Source organism: Pseudomonas sp. BN411 (assembly GCF_029871235.1).
Classification (GTDB): Bacteria; Pseudomonadota; Gammaproteobacteria; order Pseudomonadales; family Pseudomonadaceae; genus Metapseudomonas.
On sequence record NZ_SSOM01000055.1, the window covers coordinates 104203 to 120634 of the forward strand.

Annotated in this window: 21 protein-coding genes; 7 read left to right on the forward strand and 14 right to left on the reverse strand. The window is 64.3% G+C overall.

The window, feature by feature from the left end; translation table 11 throughout:
- Positions 1-21: 21 nt before the first annotated feature.
- Both E8F06_RS08485 and E8F06_RS08490 read right to left on the reverse strand, forming a co-directional pair.
- Complete coding sequence (locus tag E8F06_RS08485; protein ID WP_280366107.1) at positions 22-279, reverse strand: YkgJ family cysteine cluster protein; 258 nt, start codon at positions 277-279, stop codon at positions 22-24.
- Between the two features lie 45 nt (positions 280-324).
- Positions 325-1182 (reverse strand): hypothetical protein, encoded by an 858-nt coding sequence (locus E8F06_RS08490; RefSeq protein WP_280366110.1) that lies wholly within the window; start codon positions 1180-1182, stop codon positions 325-327.
- Between the two features lie 72 nt (positions 1183-1254).
- Here E8F06_RS08490 and E8F06_RS08495 point away from each other — a divergent pair, with 72 nt between their 5' ends.
- Positions 1255-1596, forward strand: a complete 342-nt coding sequence (locus E8F06_RS08495) for a DMT family protein (protein ID WP_190828389.1) — start codon at positions 1255-1257, stop codon at positions 1594-1596.
- A 125-nt stretch (positions 1597-1721) separates the two neighbouring features.
- Here E8F06_RS08495 and E8F06_RS08500 read toward each other — a convergent pair whose 3' ends face one another.
- Entirely contained in the window at positions 1722-2594 is an 873-nt protein-coding gene (locus tag E8F06_RS08500) for an NAD(P)-dependent oxidoreductase (RefSeq protein WP_280366113.1), read from the reverse strand.
- 116 nt (positions 2595-2710) lie between these two features.
- On the opposite strand from E8F06_RS08500, the gene E8F06_RS08505 reads away from it, so the two are divergent.
- Positions 2711-3253 (forward strand): exonuclease domain-containing protein, encoded by a 543-nt coding sequence (locus tag E8F06_RS08505; RefSeq protein WP_280366115.1) that lies wholly within the window; start codon positions 2711-2713, stop codon positions 3251-3253.
- A gap of 77 nt (positions 3254-3330) precedes the next feature.
- Complete coding sequence (locus E8F06_RS08510; protein ID WP_044875096.1) at positions 3331-3612, forward strand: pyrimidine/purine nucleoside phosphorylase; 282 nt, start codon at positions 3331-3333, stop codon at positions 3610-3612.
- Positions 3613-3716: 104 nt separating this feature from the next.
- Here E8F06_RS08510 and murB read toward each other — a convergent pair whose 3' ends face one another.
- The 8 genes from murB to E8F06_RS08550 form a co-directional block, all read right to left on the reverse strand.
- Positions 3717-4736: a UDP-N-acetylmuramate dehydrogenase gene (murB, locus tag E8F06_RS08515; protein WP_280366118.1), complete on the reverse strand. Its 1020-nt coding sequence runs from the start codon at positions 4734-4736 to the stop codon at positions 3717-3719.
- Positions 4733-5197 carry a low molecular weight protein-tyrosine-phosphatase gene (locus E8F06_RS08520; RefSeq protein WP_280366120.1) on the reverse strand — a complete coding sequence of 155 codons (465 nt, stop codon included), beginning with the start codon at positions 5195-5197 and terminating at the stop codon, positions 4733-4735. Before E8F06_RS08520 ends, murB begins: the two co-directional genes overlap by 4 nt.
- Complete coding sequence (gene kdsB / locus E8F06_RS08525; protein ID WP_280366122.1) at positions 5197-5961, reverse strand: 3-deoxy-manno-octulosonate cytidylyltransferase; 765 nt, start codon at positions 5959-5961, stop codon at positions 5197-5199. The genes E8F06_RS08520 and kdsB overlap by 1 nt, the downstream gene beginning before the upstream one ends.
- The gene (locus E8F06_RS08530) at positions 5958-6143 is read right to left on the reverse strand and encodes a Trm112 family protein (RefSeq protein WP_077525327.1); all 186 of its coding nucleotides are present in this window, start codon (positions 6141-6143) and stop codon (positions 5958-5960) included. Before E8F06_RS08530 ends, kdsB begins: the two co-directional genes overlap by 4 nt.
- A gap of 39 nt (positions 6144-6182) precedes the next feature.
- A complete protein-coding gene (lpxK, locus tag E8F06_RS08535; RefSeq protein WP_280366124.1) occupies positions 6183-7187 on the reverse strand; it encodes a tetraacyldisaccharide 4'-kinase in 1005 nt (334 codons plus the stop codon).
- Positions 7187-7633 (reverse strand): biopolymer transporter ExbD, encoded by a 447-nt coding sequence (locus tag E8F06_RS08540; protein ID WP_280366126.1) that lies wholly within the window; start codon positions 7631-7633, stop codon positions 7187-7189. Before E8F06_RS08540 ends, lpxK begins: the two co-directional genes overlap by 1 nt.
- On the reverse strand, positions 7630-8265 hold the full coding sequence (locus E8F06_RS08545) for a MotA/TolQ/ExbB proton channel family protein (RefSeq protein WP_280366128.1): 636 nt from the start codon (positions 8263-8265) through the stop codon (positions 7630-7632). The genes E8F06_RS08540 and E8F06_RS08545 overlap by 4 nt, the downstream gene beginning before the upstream one ends.
- Positions 8266-8337: 72 nt before the next feature.
- Positions 8338-10563 (reverse strand): DNA internalization-related competence protein ComEC/Rec2, encoded by a 2226-nt coding sequence (locus E8F06_RS08550; protein ID WP_280366130.1) that lies wholly within the window; start codon positions 10561-10563, stop codon positions 8338-8340.
- Positions 10564-10736: 173 nt separating this feature from the next.
- Here E8F06_RS08550 and E8F06_RS08555 point away from each other — a divergent pair, with 173 nt between their 5' ends.
- On the forward strand, positions 10737-11264 hold the full coding sequence (locus tag E8F06_RS08555; protein ID WP_280366132.1) for a DUF2062 domain-containing protein: 528 nt from the start codon (positions 10737-10739) through the stop codon (positions 11262-11264).
- A gap of 128 nt (positions 11265-11392) precedes the next feature.
- Here the strand turns inward: E8F06_RS08555 and E8F06_RS08560 are convergent, their stop codons facing one another.
- Genes E8F06_RS08560 through E8F06_RS08570 form a run of 3 tightly spaced genes read right to left on the reverse strand, consistent with a single transcriptional unit; the run spans position 11393 to position 14565 of the window.
- Complete coding sequence (locus E8F06_RS08560) at positions 11393-12637, reverse strand: lipoprotein-releasing ABC transporter permease subunit (RefSeq protein ID WP_280366134.1); 1245 nt, start codon at positions 12635-12637, stop codon at positions 11393-11395.
- Position 12638: 1 nt separating this feature from the next.
- Positions 12639-13322, reverse strand: coding sequence for a lipoprotein-releasing ABC transporter ATP-binding protein LolD (gene lolD / locus E8F06_RS08565; protein WP_280366136.1), 684 nt, complete (start codon positions 13320-13322; stop codon positions 12639-12641).
- Positions 13315-14565 carry a lipoprotein-releasing ABC transporter permease subunit gene (locus E8F06_RS08570; protein ID WP_280366138.1) on the reverse strand — a complete coding sequence of 417 codons (1251 nt, stop codon included), beginning with the start codon at positions 14563-14565 and terminating at the stop codon, positions 13315-13317. The genes lolD and E8F06_RS08570 overlap by 8 nt, the downstream gene beginning before the upstream one ends.
- A 167-nt stretch (positions 14566-14732) precedes the next feature.
- On the opposite strand from E8F06_RS08570, the gene E8F06_RS08575 reads away from it, so the two are divergent.
- Genes E8F06_RS08575 through E8F06_RS08585 form a run of 3 tightly spaced genes read left to right on the forward strand, consistent with a single transcriptional unit; the run spans position 14733 to position 16342 of the window.
- Complete coding sequence (locus E8F06_RS08575) at positions 14733-15317, forward strand: PilZ domain-containing protein (RefSeq protein ID WP_280366140.1); 585 nt, start codon at positions 14733-14735, stop codon at positions 15315-15317.
- Positions 15318-15326: 9 nt separating this feature from the next.
- A complete protein-coding gene (locus E8F06_RS08580) occupies positions 15327-15617 on the forward strand; it encodes a phosphodiesterase (protein WP_280366142.1) in 291 nt (96 codons plus the stop codon).
- A gap of 2 nt (positions 15618-15619) precedes the next feature.
- Positions 15620-16342, forward strand: coding sequence for a glycerophosphodiester phosphodiesterase (locus E8F06_RS08585; RefSeq protein ID WP_280366144.1), 723 nt, complete (start codon positions 15620-15622; stop codon positions 16340-16342).
- The last annotated feature ends 90 nt before the right edge of the window (positions 16343-16432 follow it).

Consider the following 16432-nt stretch of genomic DNA (forward strand, 5'->3'; position numbering starts at 1 on the left):
GGCGATCTGCCGGCAGATTGATTAGGCGGCCGAAGTTGCCTGCTCTAGCCAACCGAGCAGGCGGATGGCCTCTTCGCGGCTCTCTCCACAGACCTCGGGGTCCGCATCGAAATCGCCACAGACCGCCGGTCGGCGTGGGTCGCCGAATAGCTGGCAGAGGTTCTCCGCGGACAAGTGCAGGCAACGCTCACCCGCGGGCTTGCCCTCAGGCATGCCGGGCAGCGGGGAACTGATGGATGGAGCTATGCAGCAGGCGCCACAGCCTGGGCGGCAATGCATGGCGAAGAACCTCGAACGACAGGAATGACAACACGAAGCGCCATTTTACTTGGGCAGAGCCGGCGTTGACACGACCCCAGGCACCGAAGATTGCAAGGCACGCAGCTCTTCGAGGCTATCGCCCTTGTAGATATATGCCTTGAGCCGCCCCTCATGCACTTCAAGTCCGACACGCTGGGGGTCACGCAGATCGAACAACTGATAGGCACTGGACTGGCTCTGAAAGGCACGAAGGCGTGAGGTCACGAAAAAGGCCTGGGTCGCCGAAGAGCTCCAGCCCCCCTCCTCCTCCGGTCGGCTGCCAGCCGCCAGCACCGCCAGGCGCCGCCCCGACATGTCGTAGACGCCGGACACCTCGCCAAAACCGAAGATTCGCTCCCCCGCCTCACGACTCCAGCTCAGGTACAGTCGATTCAGCGCCGGGTCACCCAGCACCACGACCAGAATCAGACCGCGCTCGCCATCATCCTCCAAGGTCAGCACGTAGCTGCTCAAGGCTCCATCGGCACAGCGCAGTTGCCCCTTCAGCGAGAGCCTGCTCCCCAGACGCTCGAAGGCTTCCAGGCTCTGCTCGCGGCATAGCCGGTCACGAAGATCGTGCACTTCCCGCCCCGAATCGAGCAGACCAGGCACCGCCTGTCCCATTCCGGCCGCCAGAAATCCACCCTCGGCAGCCCAGAGCACCTTTTCCGGCCGCCCCTGCGGATAGACGATAAGGCCCCGGCCGCTCCACGACATCCGATAGCGGCCAAAGTCGAAATCCCGCGCAACCTTGAACGCCGGCGGCACATGCAGCGTCGCGATCACGGGCTCCTTGCGCCAGGCATCGATACCGCGCAGCGCTGCGATCGCCACCCCGAGCAGCACAATTGCCACAAACCACAATCCACGCCAGACGGCCATGGCTCACCCCTTTCCTTGAGAATCAGCACCCATTAGGCTTGCGCGCTCCTCCCAGACTCAGAGCACCCGATCATGCCTGTATGGATGCAGACCGCCACTCTGCTTGCGCTGTCCAACGTATTCATGACCTTTGCCTGGTATGGCCATCTCAAGACCCTCAACACCAAGCCCTGGGTGATTGCAGCGCTGATCAGCTGGGGAATAGCCCTGTTCGAATACATGATCATGGTGCCGGCCAACCGCATCGGCTACACCGAACTCTCGGTCGGCCAGCTGAAGATCATGCAGGAAGTGATCACCCTGGCCATCTTCGTCCCGTTCAGCGTGCTCTACATGCAGCAGCCGCTGAAGCTGGACTATCTGTGGGCGGGGCTATGCCTACTAGGCGCGGTCTACTTCATTTTCCGCAGCTAGGCGCCCTGATCGTCGACCAGGCGTTGTTGGAAATCGGATCGAAATGCTCATTGACGGTCGTCAACTCCGCTTTCTCCCCGATTTCCGCCTAGCCTGGTCTTAGCTCAGGACGCCTGCCTCACTCGCTACGCCGGTTTTTTCAGCCGCGCGATCAGGCTGGACGTGTCCCACCGCCCGCCGCCCATGGCCTGGACCTCAGCGTAGAACTGGTCCACCAGCGCGGTAACGGGCAGTTGTGCGCCGTTGCGCGCCGCTTCGTCCAGGACGATGCCAAGGTCCTTGCGCATCCAGTCAACGGCGAACCCGAAGTCGAACTTGCCATCCAGCATGGTCTGGTGGCGATGCTCCAACTGCCAGGACTGCGCCGCGCCCTTGCTGATGACCTCCATCGCGCCTTGAGGATCGAGACCTGCGCACTGGGCGAAGTGCAGCGCCTCGGCCAACCCCTGCAGCAACCCGCCGACACAGATCTGGTTGACCATTTTGGTGAGCTGGCCGCTCCCGACCGGCCCCATGCGGCGGATCATCTTGGCGTAGCTGTCGATCACCGGCGCGGCGCGATCGTAGAAGGCCTGCTCGCCCCCCACCATCACCGACAGCATGCCCGCTTCGGCCCCGGCCTGGCCGCCGGAGACCGGGGCGTCGAGGAAGCCCAGTTCACGCTCGGCGGCCAGGACGGCCATTTCCCGCGCCACGTCCGCCGAAGCCGTGGTGTGGTCCACCAGGATCGAACCTGGCGCCATTCCTGCGAAGGCACCGTCCGCCCCCAGCAGCACCGCACGCAAATCCTCGTCGTTACCGACGCAGACCATCACGAACTCCGCCCCCTCCGCCGCCTCTCGCGGCGTGTCGAAAGCATCGCCACCGAACTCGTCGCACCACAGCGCGACCCGCCCCGGCGTGCGGTTGTAGATCCTTACCGAGTGACCTTCGCAAGCCAGGTGCCCGGCCATGTTGAAGCCCATTACCCCCAGACCGATGAACGCTACTTCAGCCATTGTTGTTCTCCTTCGTCGACCTGCGGAAAAGCCTAACACGCAGTTTGCCGACCCGCGAAAGCGCCACCATACTCGCTCCGGGCAGGACTCGACCGCCCCATGCCAAGGAGAACCCCATGCCACATTGGCTGGTCATCGATCTGGAAGCCACCACCGAAGAAGGCGGTTGGCCCCTGGAAGAAATGGAAATCATCGAGATCGGCGCGACTCTCGTTCGCGCAGACGGCCATGAAGTGGACCACTTCCAACGCTTCGTGCGTCCCGCGCGCCGCCCATGCCTGACCGGTTTCTGCCGCCAACTCACCCATATCAGCCAGTCCGACATGGACAGCGCGGCGAGCCTGCCTCAGGTATGGCAAACCTTCGAACGCTGGCTCAGCCATCACAGCCCGCGCCTGGTGGGATGGGCGAGCTGGGGCGACTACGACCGCCACCAGCTGGAACAGGAGTGGCACCTGCATGGACTCGACAGCCTGCTAGCTGCCGTACCGCACCTGAATCTCAAGCAGCGCTTCGCTGAAGTGCGCCAACTCAAGCGCGCCGTGGGCCTGCACGCCGCCCTGCAACTGGCGGGCCTGCACTTCCAGGGGCAGCAACACCGTGCCCTAGAGGATGCCCGCAACACCGCGCGCCTGCTGCCTCTGGTGCTCCCCGCCTGAAGGTTCGAACCTAGTGACGGCATAACCCGCCTTGGGCATACTGTCGGCCCCTTTCAGACCCCATCCAGGAGCCCAGCATGTTCAAGGTCAACGAATACTTCGACGGCACCGTCAAATCCATCGCATTCGGCATGACCGAAGGCCCGGCCACCATCGGCGTGATGGCTGCCGGCGAGTACGAGTTCGGCACCAGCCAGCTGGAAGTGATGCACGTCATCGCCGGCGCCCTGACCGTGAAACTGCCGGGCAGCGACGCCTGGGAAACCTTCGCCGCCGGCAGCAAATTCACCGTTCCGGCCAACAGCAAGTTCCAGCTGAAAGTGGCCCAGGACACCGCCTATCTCTGCGAATACCGCTAAGCGCCCGCCTCGGGCCTGACGCGCGTCGGCGAGGCAGCCTTGCCGATACGAGAGAAGAAAAAACCGGCCATCTGGCCGGTTTTTTCATTGGCGGGAAGTGAGCCTCAGATCAGGTTAGGCTCCATCTCCAGCTCCACCCCGAACTTCGTTGCGATATCCGCCTGGATGCGGCGAGCCAGCTCATGGAGCTGGTTCCCGGTAGCCGAGCCATAGTTCACCAGCACCAATGCCTGCAGACGGTGCACGCCTGCATCACCTTCGCGGAATCCCTTCCAGCCGGCACGCTCGATCAGCCAGCCGGCGGCCAGTTTCACCTGCCCATCCGCCTGGGGATAGGCGACCAGATCGGAATACTCGCCACGCAGGCGCTGGGCGAGGTCGGCATTGACCAGCGGGTTCTTGAAGAAGCTGCCGGCGTTGCCCAGCTCGGCGGGGTCGGGCAGCTTTTCGCTACGAATGGCACAAATCGCGCGACTGACATCACTGGGAGTCGGCGCATCGATACCCTCAGCCTGTAGGCGTTGGCGCACCGGGCCGTAGTCCAGATGCAGCTGCGCAGCGCGGCTCAGGTTGAAACGCACCCGCAGGATCAACCAACGACCAGCCTCGCGCTTGAACAGGCTGTCGCGGTAGGCGAACTGGCAGTCCTCAAGACCGAAATCACGCAGCTCGCCGGTTTCTCGATCCAGTGCGGTCAGCCCGGCGAACACGTCCTTCAGCTCGACGCCATAGGCCCCGATGTTCTGCATGGGGGCGGCACCCACCGTGCCGGGAATCAGGCTGAGGTTCTCCAGCCCGCCCATGCCCTGTTCCAGGGTCCAGAGCACCAGCGGATGCCAGGGCTCGCCGGCCTCGGCCTCCAGAAGCACCTTCGCGCCGTCGTCGGCCAGGACGCGAATACCACGGCTGGCCATGCGCAGTACCAGCGCATCCACATCGCGGGTCAGCAGCAGGTTGCTGCCACCGCCGATCACCAGTAGCGGAAGACCGCGCTGGGCCGCCAGGGCGAGGCCCTCACGCACCTCGGCATCGTCACGGGCTTCGCCGAACAGACGCGCCTTCACGTCCACGCCAAAGGTGTTGTAGGGCTTGAGGGACAAATTGTCGTGCAGGACCAGGCTCACAGGCGCCCCTTGATTTCCAGGATCAGCGCATCGCAGGCCTGCTCCACCAGGTCGAGTACCTGTTCGAAGCCTTCCTCGCCGCCGTAGTACGGGTCCGGCACCTCATCCAGCGCCAGCTCGTAGCGGCGCAGGAACAGGTCGAGCTCGGCCGACGAACTGCCGGGACGCAGCCGGCGCAGATTGGACAGATTGCTCTCGTCCATCGCCAGGATCAGGTCGAAACGAGCGAAGTCTTCTGCAGCCACTTGCCGTGCGCGCAACTGCGAAAGGTCATAGCCGCGACGCTGTGCGGCCACGCGAGTACGGGCGTCCGGCGCCTTGCCCACGTGCCAGTCACCGGTGCCGGCGGAGTCCACCTGCACCCGATCGACCAGTCCGGCTTCACGCAATTTGTGCCTGAGCACACCTTCAGCAGTGGGCGAACGGCAGATATTGCCGAGGCAAACGAACAGAACGCGCATCAAGCCCCCAGCAGGCGCCGGACGCGCTCGAGGTCTTCCGGGGTATCGACGCCAGCGGGTGGCGCTTCCAGAGCGTCGGCCACATGGATGCGCACGCCATGCCAGAGCGCACGCAGCTGCTCCAGGCACTCGGTGTTTTCCAACCAGCACGGTCCCCAGGTGACGAAGTCATGGAGGAAGCCCGCGCGGTAGGCATAGATGCCGATATGACGGCGATAAGGCACATCTGCCGGCAGTTGGTCTCGGCTGACCGCAAAGGCATCGCGGGCCCAGGGCAGCGGTGCACGACTGAAGGTCAGTGCCAGGCCGTTGAGGTCAGCGACCACCTTCACCACGTTGGGATTGAACAGCGCCTGCACATCCTCGATTGGCTCGGCCAGGGTGGCGATGCCAGCTTCCGGGTGAGCGGCGAGGTTGGCGGCCACCTGATCGATGATGGCCGGCGGAATCAGCGGCTCGTCACCCTGCACGTTGACCACGATGGCGTCGCTGGCCAGGCCAAGCTGGCTGGCCACTTCGGCCAGACGATCAGTGCCGGAATTGTGGTCCACGCGGGTCAGCAGCACCTCGGCGCCAAAGGCGGCGCAGGCTTCGACGATGCGTGCATCGTCGGTGGCCACCACAACGCGCTGGGCCGCACTGCGCCGCGCCTGCTCCCACACGTGCTGGACCATCGGCTTGCCGGCGATGTCCTGCAGCGGCTTGCCAGGCAGGCGAGTCGAGGCGTAGCGGGCCGGAATGACGACGGTAAAAGCCTGGGTCATTTGTCCAGTCGCTCGTCGACATTCAAGGTACGGGCTTCACCTTCCAGCATCACCGGGATGCCATCGCGTACGGGGAAGGCCAGAGCATCGGCCTTGCAGATGAGCTCGCTCTTGTCGTCGGCCAGTTTCAGCGGGCCCTTGCACAGGGGGCAGGCGAGGATATCGAGGAGTTTCGGGTCCATGAGTGTGTCCTTGAGACGGCAGCCCAAGGGCTACCCGGATTAGAAATGGTTCGGCAGCAGGCGGGCCAGCTGTCCGTCGAGCCAGGCGACGAAGGCTGGAGACGGATCGGCATCGACCGCCAGGTACCACCAGTCGGTAGCCGCGAAAGCCCGGCACTTCACCGCATCCTTCTCGGTCATCAGCAACGGTAGCGACGGTGTGAAATCCAGGGCTTCCGGGCTATAGACCGCGTGATCGGCGAAGGGGTGCGGAATCGGGCGCCAGTTTAGCGCCTCCAGAGTCCTGAAGAAACGCTGGGGGTTGCCGATACCGGCCACCGCGTGCACGGCCTGGGCCGGCGGGAAATGCTCCAGCAACACGCGCTCGCCACTCTTGAGGTTGACCAGCACGCTCGGCCGCAGCTTGAAGGCGAAACCTTCGGCGGAATCGGCGGCGGCGCCATTACGCAGCACCGCATCCACCGAAGCCAGGCGTTCCGGAGGCTCACGCAGGGGGCCGGCCGGCAGGCAGCGACGATTGCCGAGTCCACGAGCCGCATCGATGAGCACCAGCTCCAGGTCGCGCCCCAGGCGGTAATGCTGCAGACCGTCATCGCTGAGGATGAGGTCCAGCTCTTCCTGCTCCAACAGGGCCTTCACCGCGCGGGATCGGTCAGGATCGATCATCAGTGGAACGCCACTGCGCTGAACAATCAGCAGAGGCTCATCGCCTGCCTGCTCAGCGCCCTGCTCCGCGCGTACCCGCCAGGGCAGCTGCGGTGGTTTGGCGCCATAGCCACGGCTGACCACACCGACACGCAGCCCGCGCGCCCGGCAGTGTTCGATCAGCCAGAGAATCATCGGAGTCTTGCCGGTGCCGCCAACAGTGATGTTGCCGACAACGATCAGGGGTACGGGCGGGCGGTAGCTGTTGCCCTGCCCCGCTAGAAAGGTCGCGCGCTTGCGCTCGGCCACTCGGCGATAGAGCCACTCAAGCGGAGCAAGAAGACCCAGGGCCGGATGGCCCCGGTACCAGGCGTCCAGCAAACGGTCGGAGAAGGCCATCAGGGCTTCTTGGCCGGTTCGGACTCGATGGTGGTCATGCGCAGATGGCTGAAACCGAGTTTGCCGGCAGCGTCCATGGCGGTGATCACCGATTGGTGGGTAGTGCGGGCGTCGGCGGTAATCACCAGCGGCAGGCTGTTGTCGCCTTCCGACTCGCGCCCCAGGGCCGAGATCAGCGTGACCAGGTCGCTTTTGACCAGGTTCTGGCCGTTGAGCGAATACTGGCCATCGGCAGCAATGCTCAGCTCCAGGGTCTTCAGCTGGGTTTCCTCGGGCGGCGTGCCGCTCACCGCTTCAGGCAGCTCGATCTTCAACTGACTCGGTTTGCTGAAGGTGGTGGTCACCACGAAGAACAGCAACAGCACGAAGATCACGTCGATCAACGAAGTGAGGTTGAGGAACACCTCTTCGCGGGCGACATTGCCCGCCCTGCGGCGGAACTTCACGCTTTGGCTTCCTCTGCGAAGTCGACCTCGCGATCACCCTGGACCACTTCCACCAGCTTGATCGCTTCCTGTTCCATGGCTACAACCAGCTCGTCGACACGGCGCAGCAGGTAGCGGTGGAAGAATACTGCCGGGATGGCCACGATCAGGCCCGCCGCGGTGGTCACCAGGGCCTTGGCGATACCGCCGGCCAGGATCGGCGCGTTGGCCATGCCGTTCTCCATGAAGCCGCCGAAGATATCGATCATGCCGAACACCGTGCCCAGTAGGCCGAGCAGCGGCGCCATGGCAGCGATGGTGCCGAGGGCATTGAGGTAACGCTCCAGCTCATGGATCACGCGGCTGGCGGCCTCCTCGATGCACTCCTTCATGATCTCGCGACCATGCTTGGAGTTGGCCAGGCCCGCAGCCAGCACTTCACCCAGCGGAGAAGAGGCGCGCAGCTCCTTGAGCTTCTGGCTATTGAGCTGCTTGTCCTTGATCTGACGCCAGACCTGGCCAAGCAGGTGCGGCGGAGAAACCCGGCTGATGCGCAGGGTCCACAGGCGTTCAGCGATGATCGCGGTGGCGGCGATGGAACACAGAATGATCGGCAGCATCATCCAGCCACCGGCTTTGACCAACTCCCACACGGTAGGAAATCCCCTTCGGAAAAGTGGCGCCACTCTAGCATAGGGTCGGGCCCTCGCCGACCGCCGCTGTTCTCATTTTTCCCTCCAGAACACGGACTTTTCTCGCTCGACTTCCGGCTCGCCAAAAGCGCCAAGACGTAGCAACAGGTGGCCCTGTTCCGCCGTATCGTGGATTTCCGCCGGCAGCGCGCGAATTCGTGATACGACCAACGGATGCGGGTGGCCATAGGCATTCAGATGACCGCGGGAAACCAGCACCTTTTCCGGTTTCACGGCGCGCAGGAAAGCGGCGTTTGAAGAGGTCCGGCTGCCATGGTGCCCGGCCACCAGCCAGCGCGCCGCGAGGGGCTGGCCGCTGGCAATCCAGGCCGCCTCCCCGCGAACGCCCAGATCACCACTGAGCAGGATCCGCTCGCCGGCGGCTTCAACGGCCAGCACACAGGAGCTGTCATTGCTGTCGCCGCCCGACGGCGGCTGCCAGATCAGGAATTCCACTCCATCCCAGGACCAGGCCGTACCTACCGCGCAGGGCTCCGCCTCAAGCTCGGGCGCAAGGCGTTGGGGCTCGCCGCTGAGTACTCGCGCCACGGTCAATCCGCGCCGTACTGCCAGAGCCCCGCCGGCGTGGTCGGAATCGGCATGACTGATCAGCATCAGATCGAGCCGGAACACGCCAAGGCCCCGCAGGGTTGGCACGACCACCCGCTCGCCGATATCGAAGTCACCCCGGCGAGGTCCGGCGTCATAAAGCAGCGCGTGCTCGCGAGTACGCACCAGCACCGAAAGCCCCTGCCCGACATCCAGCACCCGTACCTCGGCCTGGCCGGGTTCAAGGCGCTGCTGCGGCGGGAAGAGCGCCGGCATCAGCATCGCCAGGCCGAGAGCGCGTAACGGCACGCCAGACGGCGCTATCAACAGCAGGACACCCAGCGCGCCCAGCAACCAGGCCCAGACCGGGAGCTGTACGGGAATCCACGCGGGCAGCTGCGTGGAGGTCCAGGCCAGCATCTGGAACAGGAGTTCCAGCGCACCTCCGGCCAGCCAGAGCAACGCTTCTCCCAACCACGGGATGCCTAACGTGGCGGTTCCCAACAAGGCCAGCGGCAGCACTACCAGACTGATCCAGGGCACGGCCACCAAGTTGGCCAAGGGACCACTGAGGCTAATGGGCAACGCCAGGGCCAGCAGCATCGGCGCAAGGCCGAGACCCATCACCCATTGGGCGCGCCACCAGGTCATCCACCAGCGCCAGGCCCCCAACCGCCCGGCGAAAGTCAGAACCAAAAGGGCCACAGCGCCGAAGGACAACCAGAAGCCGGGCTGCAGGACCACCAAGGGCTCGACCACCAGCACGACGCAGAGTGCGACCAGCAATGGAGTGAGGAATCCCAGGTGGCGAAAGCGCAGACGCCAGATCAGGACCACAGTCAGCATCACACAGGCCCTTCTGACCGGTACGTCGAACCCCGCCAGGATTCCGTAACCGAGCCCACCAATGAAGGCCATGGCGCACGCCCAGGGCAGCCAGGGCAAGCGCCTTGGCCAGAGCGCCAATCGCGCGAGAACCGCTACGAGGCCGTAGAGCACACCGGCGAACAGGGTGATGTGCTGCCCGGAGATCACCATCAGGTGCGTGGTGCCGGTGTCCTGCAGCAGGCGCCAGTCCCGATCCTGCAGGCCGGAGCCATCGCCCAGCACCAGCGCGGAGAGCCCACCGGCCCGGCCCCAGGCATCCACCTGGAGCAGGCGCTGGCGCAACTGGTCGCGCCAGGCAATCGGGCCGCTGGCAGGCAACAGGAGCTCACCAGTCTTTACCGAGCCGGTCGCACCGATGCGCCTTGCCAGCAGCCAGGCTTCGAAATCGAAGGTCGCCGGATTCACGAGACCGCGCGGCCGCTTGAGACGGACTGCCAGGCGCCAACGCTCTCCCGCCAGCACAGGCGGCCCGTCGTACCACGACAGCCGCAGGCGCTGGGGCATGTGCGCCCGTGGCGCATGAACATCCTCCAGCTCGAAACGCACCACGCCATCCGCCCTGCTTGGCAGGCCGACCACCCTCCCCTCCAGCCAGCGGACCTGACCATCCAGCCGCCGCTCCAGACGGTCATCCAACGCCCACTGGGCGCTCAGGCAGGCCCAGCCGAGCCCGAGCAGGAACAGCCCCACTCGCCAGGCCCGCGAGCCCAGCAGCAGCAATCCGAGAATCAGCTGGAGATAGAGCCACCAGACAGGCGGCAGGATGGGCATCCAGCGTAATAGAAGAAGGCCGACAGCAAAGGCGGCCAGGCCCGAGACCATAGATTTCCGACTCCCTTTCCCTGGGTCGGGAAGCGCGGCAACGTCCTGTGCCGCCCAGCGCCGGCCGATGCAACCCGCGCAAATCCCCTTACACTTGCCGACACAAACTGACCCGGCGATGTCATTTCCCGGTGTGCATAATACCCGGCGCTTCCGTCCGCCAGAGACCGCCCATGCCGCGTCGCATCTTCAAACGCTACATGCCGAATCCGGACACCATCAGGGACCACAAGTCCCTGCGTTTTCTCGGCACTCTGATCCACGATCCGAACCTCTGGCACCTCAATCGCCATTCGGTCGCCCGCGCCATGGCCATGGGCCTGTTCGCCGCGTTCGTACCGATTCCCATGCAGATGCTGCTGGCCGCCGGCCTGGCCATCATGGTGCGCGCCAACCTGCCCATCTCCGTGGGCCTTGTCTGGCTGACCAACCCCATCACCATGCCGCCGGTCTTCTACTGCACTTACAAGATGGGCGCCTGGATCATGCAGATATCTCCGCGCGCCCTCCCCGATGAACTGACCTGGGAATGGATCACCCAGGAACTTTCCACGCTCTGGCAGCCGTTTCTCCTAGGATCATTGGTCTGTGGCGTGCTGGTCGGGGCGCTCGCCTACATGCTGACGATGCTCTATTGGCGCTGGTGGGTCGGTCACAGTTGGCGCAAACGCCAGAAGGCGCGCCGGGAAGTCAGCCGTTGAACAGACTTGCTAGCTGACTGGTCGCCCAAACACCGGGGCGCATGGCGCACCCAACCCGTCGACTCAATCGCGCCAGAAAGAAAAACGCCGCATCTGATGCGGCGTTTTCGTTTGCGGAGGGCAACCCGTTACTCGTAGCGCAGGGCTTCGGCTGGCTGGGTCTGGGCCGCGCGCCAGGCCGGGTAGATAGTGGCCAGGAAGCTCAGGACCAACGCTGCCGTGCAGATCAGCACCACGTCACTCAGTTGCAGTTCGGAAGGCAGGTAGCTGACGAAGTAGACGTCGGAGCTGAAGATCTGCCTGCCGCTGGCGCGCTCCAGTGCGGCGATCCACTGGCTGACGTTGAGCGCAGTGATGATGCCCAGCACGGTCCCGATCAGGGTGCCGACGAAGCCGATCACGCTGCCCTGCACCATGAATACCGCCATGATCTGCCTGGGCGTTGCACCGAGCGTGCGGAGAATGGCGATATCCGCGCGCTTGTCGGCGACCACCATGATCAGGGTGGCGATGATGTTGAATGCCGCCACGGCCACGATCAGCAGTAGAAGGAGGCCAATCATGGTCTTCTCCATCTTCATGGCGCTGAACAGGCTGCCCTGGGTGTGAGTCCAGTCATCGGCGCGATAGCCCTGCCCCAGCTCGGCGACGATCTGCTTCGACACTTCAGGCGCCTGGAACAGGTCCTTCAGGGCGATGCGCACACTCTGCACCTGACCTTCCGGCAGGCGCTGGATGACAGAGGCATCGGCGACGTTGATCAGCGCCAGGGTGCTATCCAGTTCGGCGCCGACCTTGAACACGCCCACCACATTGAAGCGCTGCATGCGCGGGGTGATGCCACCCGGCGCGCTGCTCACCTCGGGGACGATCAGGGTCAGCTTGTCGCCGACGTTGAGGCGGAAGCGCCGCGCAGTGATCTCGCCGATGACGATGCCGGACTCTCCCGGCTTCAGCGCTCCCAGGTCACCCTGCACCATGTGCTTGCCGATGATGGAGACCTTGGTCTCTTCCCGGGGATCGATACCGTTGATCTGAACCGGCTGCATCAAGCCCTTGAACGAGAGCATGCCCTCCAGTTCGGCAAAGGGCACCGCCCCGACCACTTCCGGATGCTTCATCGCGGCGTCGGCCACGCGGCGCCAGTCATCCAGGGGCTGATCGGCGCTCAGGGTGGCATGGGACACCATGCCGAGAATGCGCGAGCGCATTTCCTTCTGGAAACCGTTCATCACCGAAAGCACCACGATCATGGCCAGCACGCCGAGCGCCAGACCGATCATCGAGGTCAGCGAGATGAACGAGATGTAGTGGTTACGGCGCTTGGCGCGCGTATAGCGCGTGCCGATGAAGATCGGGAGAGGTCTGAACATCTCAGGCAGCCACCAGCCGGCCTTCTTCCAGGCGCAGCACCCGATCCATCTGGTGGGCCAGCTGCAGGTCATGGGTCACCACCAGGAACGCGGTCTGCAGGGAACGGCTCAGCTCCTGCATCAGCTCCTGGATGCCGTGGGCTGTGTGCTGGTCGAGGTTGCCGGTGGGCTCGTCGAGCAGTACCAGCGCCGGGTTATTGACCAGCGCACGAGCGATGGCCACGCGCTGACGCTCGCCACCGGACAGCTCCGCCGGCTTGTGCGACAGGCGATGCCCAAGGCCCACGCGCTCCAGCAGCGCCGTGGCGCGCTGACGCGCTTCACCGATGGCGGTGCGGCCGATCAGCAGCGGCATGCAGACGTTCTCCAGGGCGGTGAACTCCGGCAGCAGGTGGTGGAACTGGTAGACGAAGCCCAGGGCGCGATTGCGCAGCAGGCCGCGCGCGGTCTCGCTGAGGGCGGACAGTTCTTCGCCGGCCAGCCAGACGCTGCCCTTGCTCGGGGTATCCAGGCCGCCCAGCATGTTCAGCAAGGTGCTCTTGCCGGAGCCGGAGCTACCCACAATGGCCACTCGCTCGCCCGGATTCAACTCCAGTTCGACGCCAGCCAGCACCTCGACCGATTGCGGACCTTCCTCGTAGCTCTTGCCCAGGTTGCGGCAACTCAGGACTGCCTTGTTACTCATAGCGCAATGCCTCTGCTGGCTGGGTGCGCGCGGCACGCCAAGCGGGATAAAGGGTGGCGAGGAAGCTCAGGACCAGCGCGGCCGAGCAGACCATCACCACGTCCTCGGTCATCAGTTGGGATGGCAGGTAATCGATGAAATAGACATCGGCGCTGAGGAACTTGTGTCCCAGCAGGCGCTCCAGCAGGGCAATGGCATCGCTCACATTGAGCGCGGCGAGAATGCCCAGCACCCCGCCGATGAGGGTACCGACGACCCCGATCACCGTGCCCTGGACCATGAAGATGCCCATGATCTGTCGAGGCGTGGCGCCCAGCGTGCGGAGAATGGCGATATCGCCGCGCTTGTCGGTGACCACCATCACCAGGGTGGAAATGATGTTGAAAGCAGCCACGGCGACGATCAGCAGCAGAAGCAGGCCGATCATGGCCTTCTCCATCTTGATCGCCTGGTAGAGGTTGCCGTGGGTACGGGTCCAGTCACGGGCGTAGAAATCCTCGCCCTTCAATTCGCCGGCGATCTGCCAGGCCACCTGGGGCGCCTGGAACAGGTCATCGAGCTTGAGGCGCAGGCCCTGCACCTGGTCCGGTTGCCAACGCTTCAGGCGGGCGACATCGGACAGGTTGGCGACGGCCAGGAAGCCGTCCAGCTCACCGGCACCGACATGGAAGATGCCGACGATGGTGAATCGCTTCATGCGCGGGAAGACGCCGGCAGGGGTGACTGCCACTTCAGGCATCACGAAGGTGACCTTGTCGCCCATGCCCACGCCCAGTTTGGCGGCAGCGCGATCGCCGATGACAATGCCGAACTCGCCGGGCTTCAAGGCAGACAGGCTTCCCTGGCGGAAGAAGTCGCCAATGATGGAGACCTTGGACTCTTCCTGAGGATCCACGGCATTGACCAGCACCTTCTGCACTTTGCCGTCGGCGGTCAGCAGGCCCTGGACCTGGGTGTAGGGCGCGACGGCCTTCACCTCGGAATGACGGGCGACACCTTCGGCCAGTTTGCGCCAGTCCTTGATGGGGACGGCGGATTCCACCGTGGCGTGGGGCACCATGCCCAGCACGCGGGTACGCATCTCATGGTCGAAGCCGTTCATGACCGACAGCACCAGGATCATCACCAGCACGCCGAGGGCCAGGCCGATCATGGAAGTCAGGGAAATGAAGGAGACGAAGTAGCTACGGCGCTTGGCGCGCGTGTAACGGGCGCCTATGTACAGGGACAGCGGTCTGAACATGGAAGTGGAGTTCGCTGGCGAAAGAAGGGACGTCCTTGTGGCGGGGCCTGGCGAGCAGCGTTTACACTCAAATTCTGTTCGTGATCTGTCGCGGCGCCCCGGGCGACGCAAACGGACTTGCGATAACGGAACAGCTCTTCGACCACCACTGCTGCCATGGGTTCGCCATGTCGACACGAGACGCGGATGACCGCCGCGAATACTACCGCATCGAAGATACGATCGCACTGGAATTTCACCCGCTGAAACAGGGCGAAACAGCTGATGCAAGCGGCGCCGACAGCGCTTCCCAGCTGTTCAGCCTGCTCAGCGAACTGCACCTGATGGACTTTGAATCCCAGCACTTGCTGCGGCATATCCATGAGCGCGATCGCACGTTGGCCGGCTACCTGAAGGTCATCAACAAACGCATTGACCTGCTCGGCCAGGCACTCGCCCAGAGTCTGCTGCGGGACATCGGCCCGGCGCGTCAGGTCACCCTGTCCGAGGGCGGCATCAGCTTCAGCAGTGCGCAGCCCCTGGAAACGGGCACCCACCTGGCGATCAAGATGGTGCTGATGCCCCAGGCCCTCGGCATGCTGTTGCGTGCCGTGGTGGTCCATAGCCGGCCGCGCGAGGATGGCCAATTCGAAATCGGCACCGAATTCGAGGCGTTGACCGACGCCCAGCGCCAGCTGTTGGCACGGCACATCCTGCAGAAACAGGCCCAGAAGCGACGCCAGGCCCGTGAACGCTCCTCCCCTTCCTCCTGAGACCCTCGCATGACGCGCCCCGGCCTGTTGCTGACCTGTCTCCTCTTCGCGCTGCCCGCTGGCGCTCAAACCATCGAAATCCCCGTCGGCGACCAGGGCGACCAGGCCCTTTCGCTGCCGGCGCGCGGTGAGAGCCAGAACGCTGTGCTGGAGCGCTTCGGCCTGCCCGACGAAGAACACCCTGCGGTCGGAAAGCCGCCCATCAGCCGCTGGGACTACCGCGAATTCTCGGTCTACTTCGAAAGCGGACGCGTCATCGACAGCGTTCGCCACCATCAACCCAGAGCACCAAGGGAATAAACGTGACCCTGATCTACGGCCATCGAGGCGCCAAGGGCGAATGCCCGGAAAACACCCTGGCCAGCTTTCGTCAATGCCTGTCACATGGCGTGAAGCGTTGCGAGCTGGACCTGCATCTGTCCCGTGACGGCGAGCTGATGGTGATCCACGACCCCAGCTTGAAGCGCACCACCGGCCGCCGCGGCAAGGTAGCGGAGCATGACTCCGAGGAACTGGTGACCTACGACGCCCGCCTGGGCGGTCCCGGTTGGCATCAGCCCTGCCCCATTCCGCGCCTGGCGACCTTGTTCGAGCAATGCGACTTCGAGCACTGGCAACTGGAAGTGAAGAGCGCATCGCGGGTACGCGCTGCACGGACGGTGCTGGCGATCCAGGAACTGGCCGAGCGCCATGGCCTGATGGACAAGGTGACCGTCACCTCCAGCTCGCGGGAAGTGCTGCGCGCACTCAACCGCCTGACGCCGAAGCTGTCCCGTGGCCTGGTGGCCGAGTACGCCTGGCTCGACCCGCTCAAGGTGGCCAAGCACCACGGCTGCCACCTGCTGGCGCTGAACTGGACCCTGTGCACACCGGAACGCCTGCTGCGGGCGCAAAAGGAAGGACTGCATGTGTCGGTGTGGACGGTCAATGAACCCGCCCTGATGCGACGCCTGGCGGACTTCGGCGTGGACAGCATCATCACCGACTTCCCCGGACTGGCCAGCACCACGGTCGGGATTCGCTGAAGAACCCAATCCATCCCGCCCCGTGGAGCGAATTCATTCGCGATTGAAATCGCTCCCACGACTCCGGGCAGTTCCCCATGAAAAAGCCGG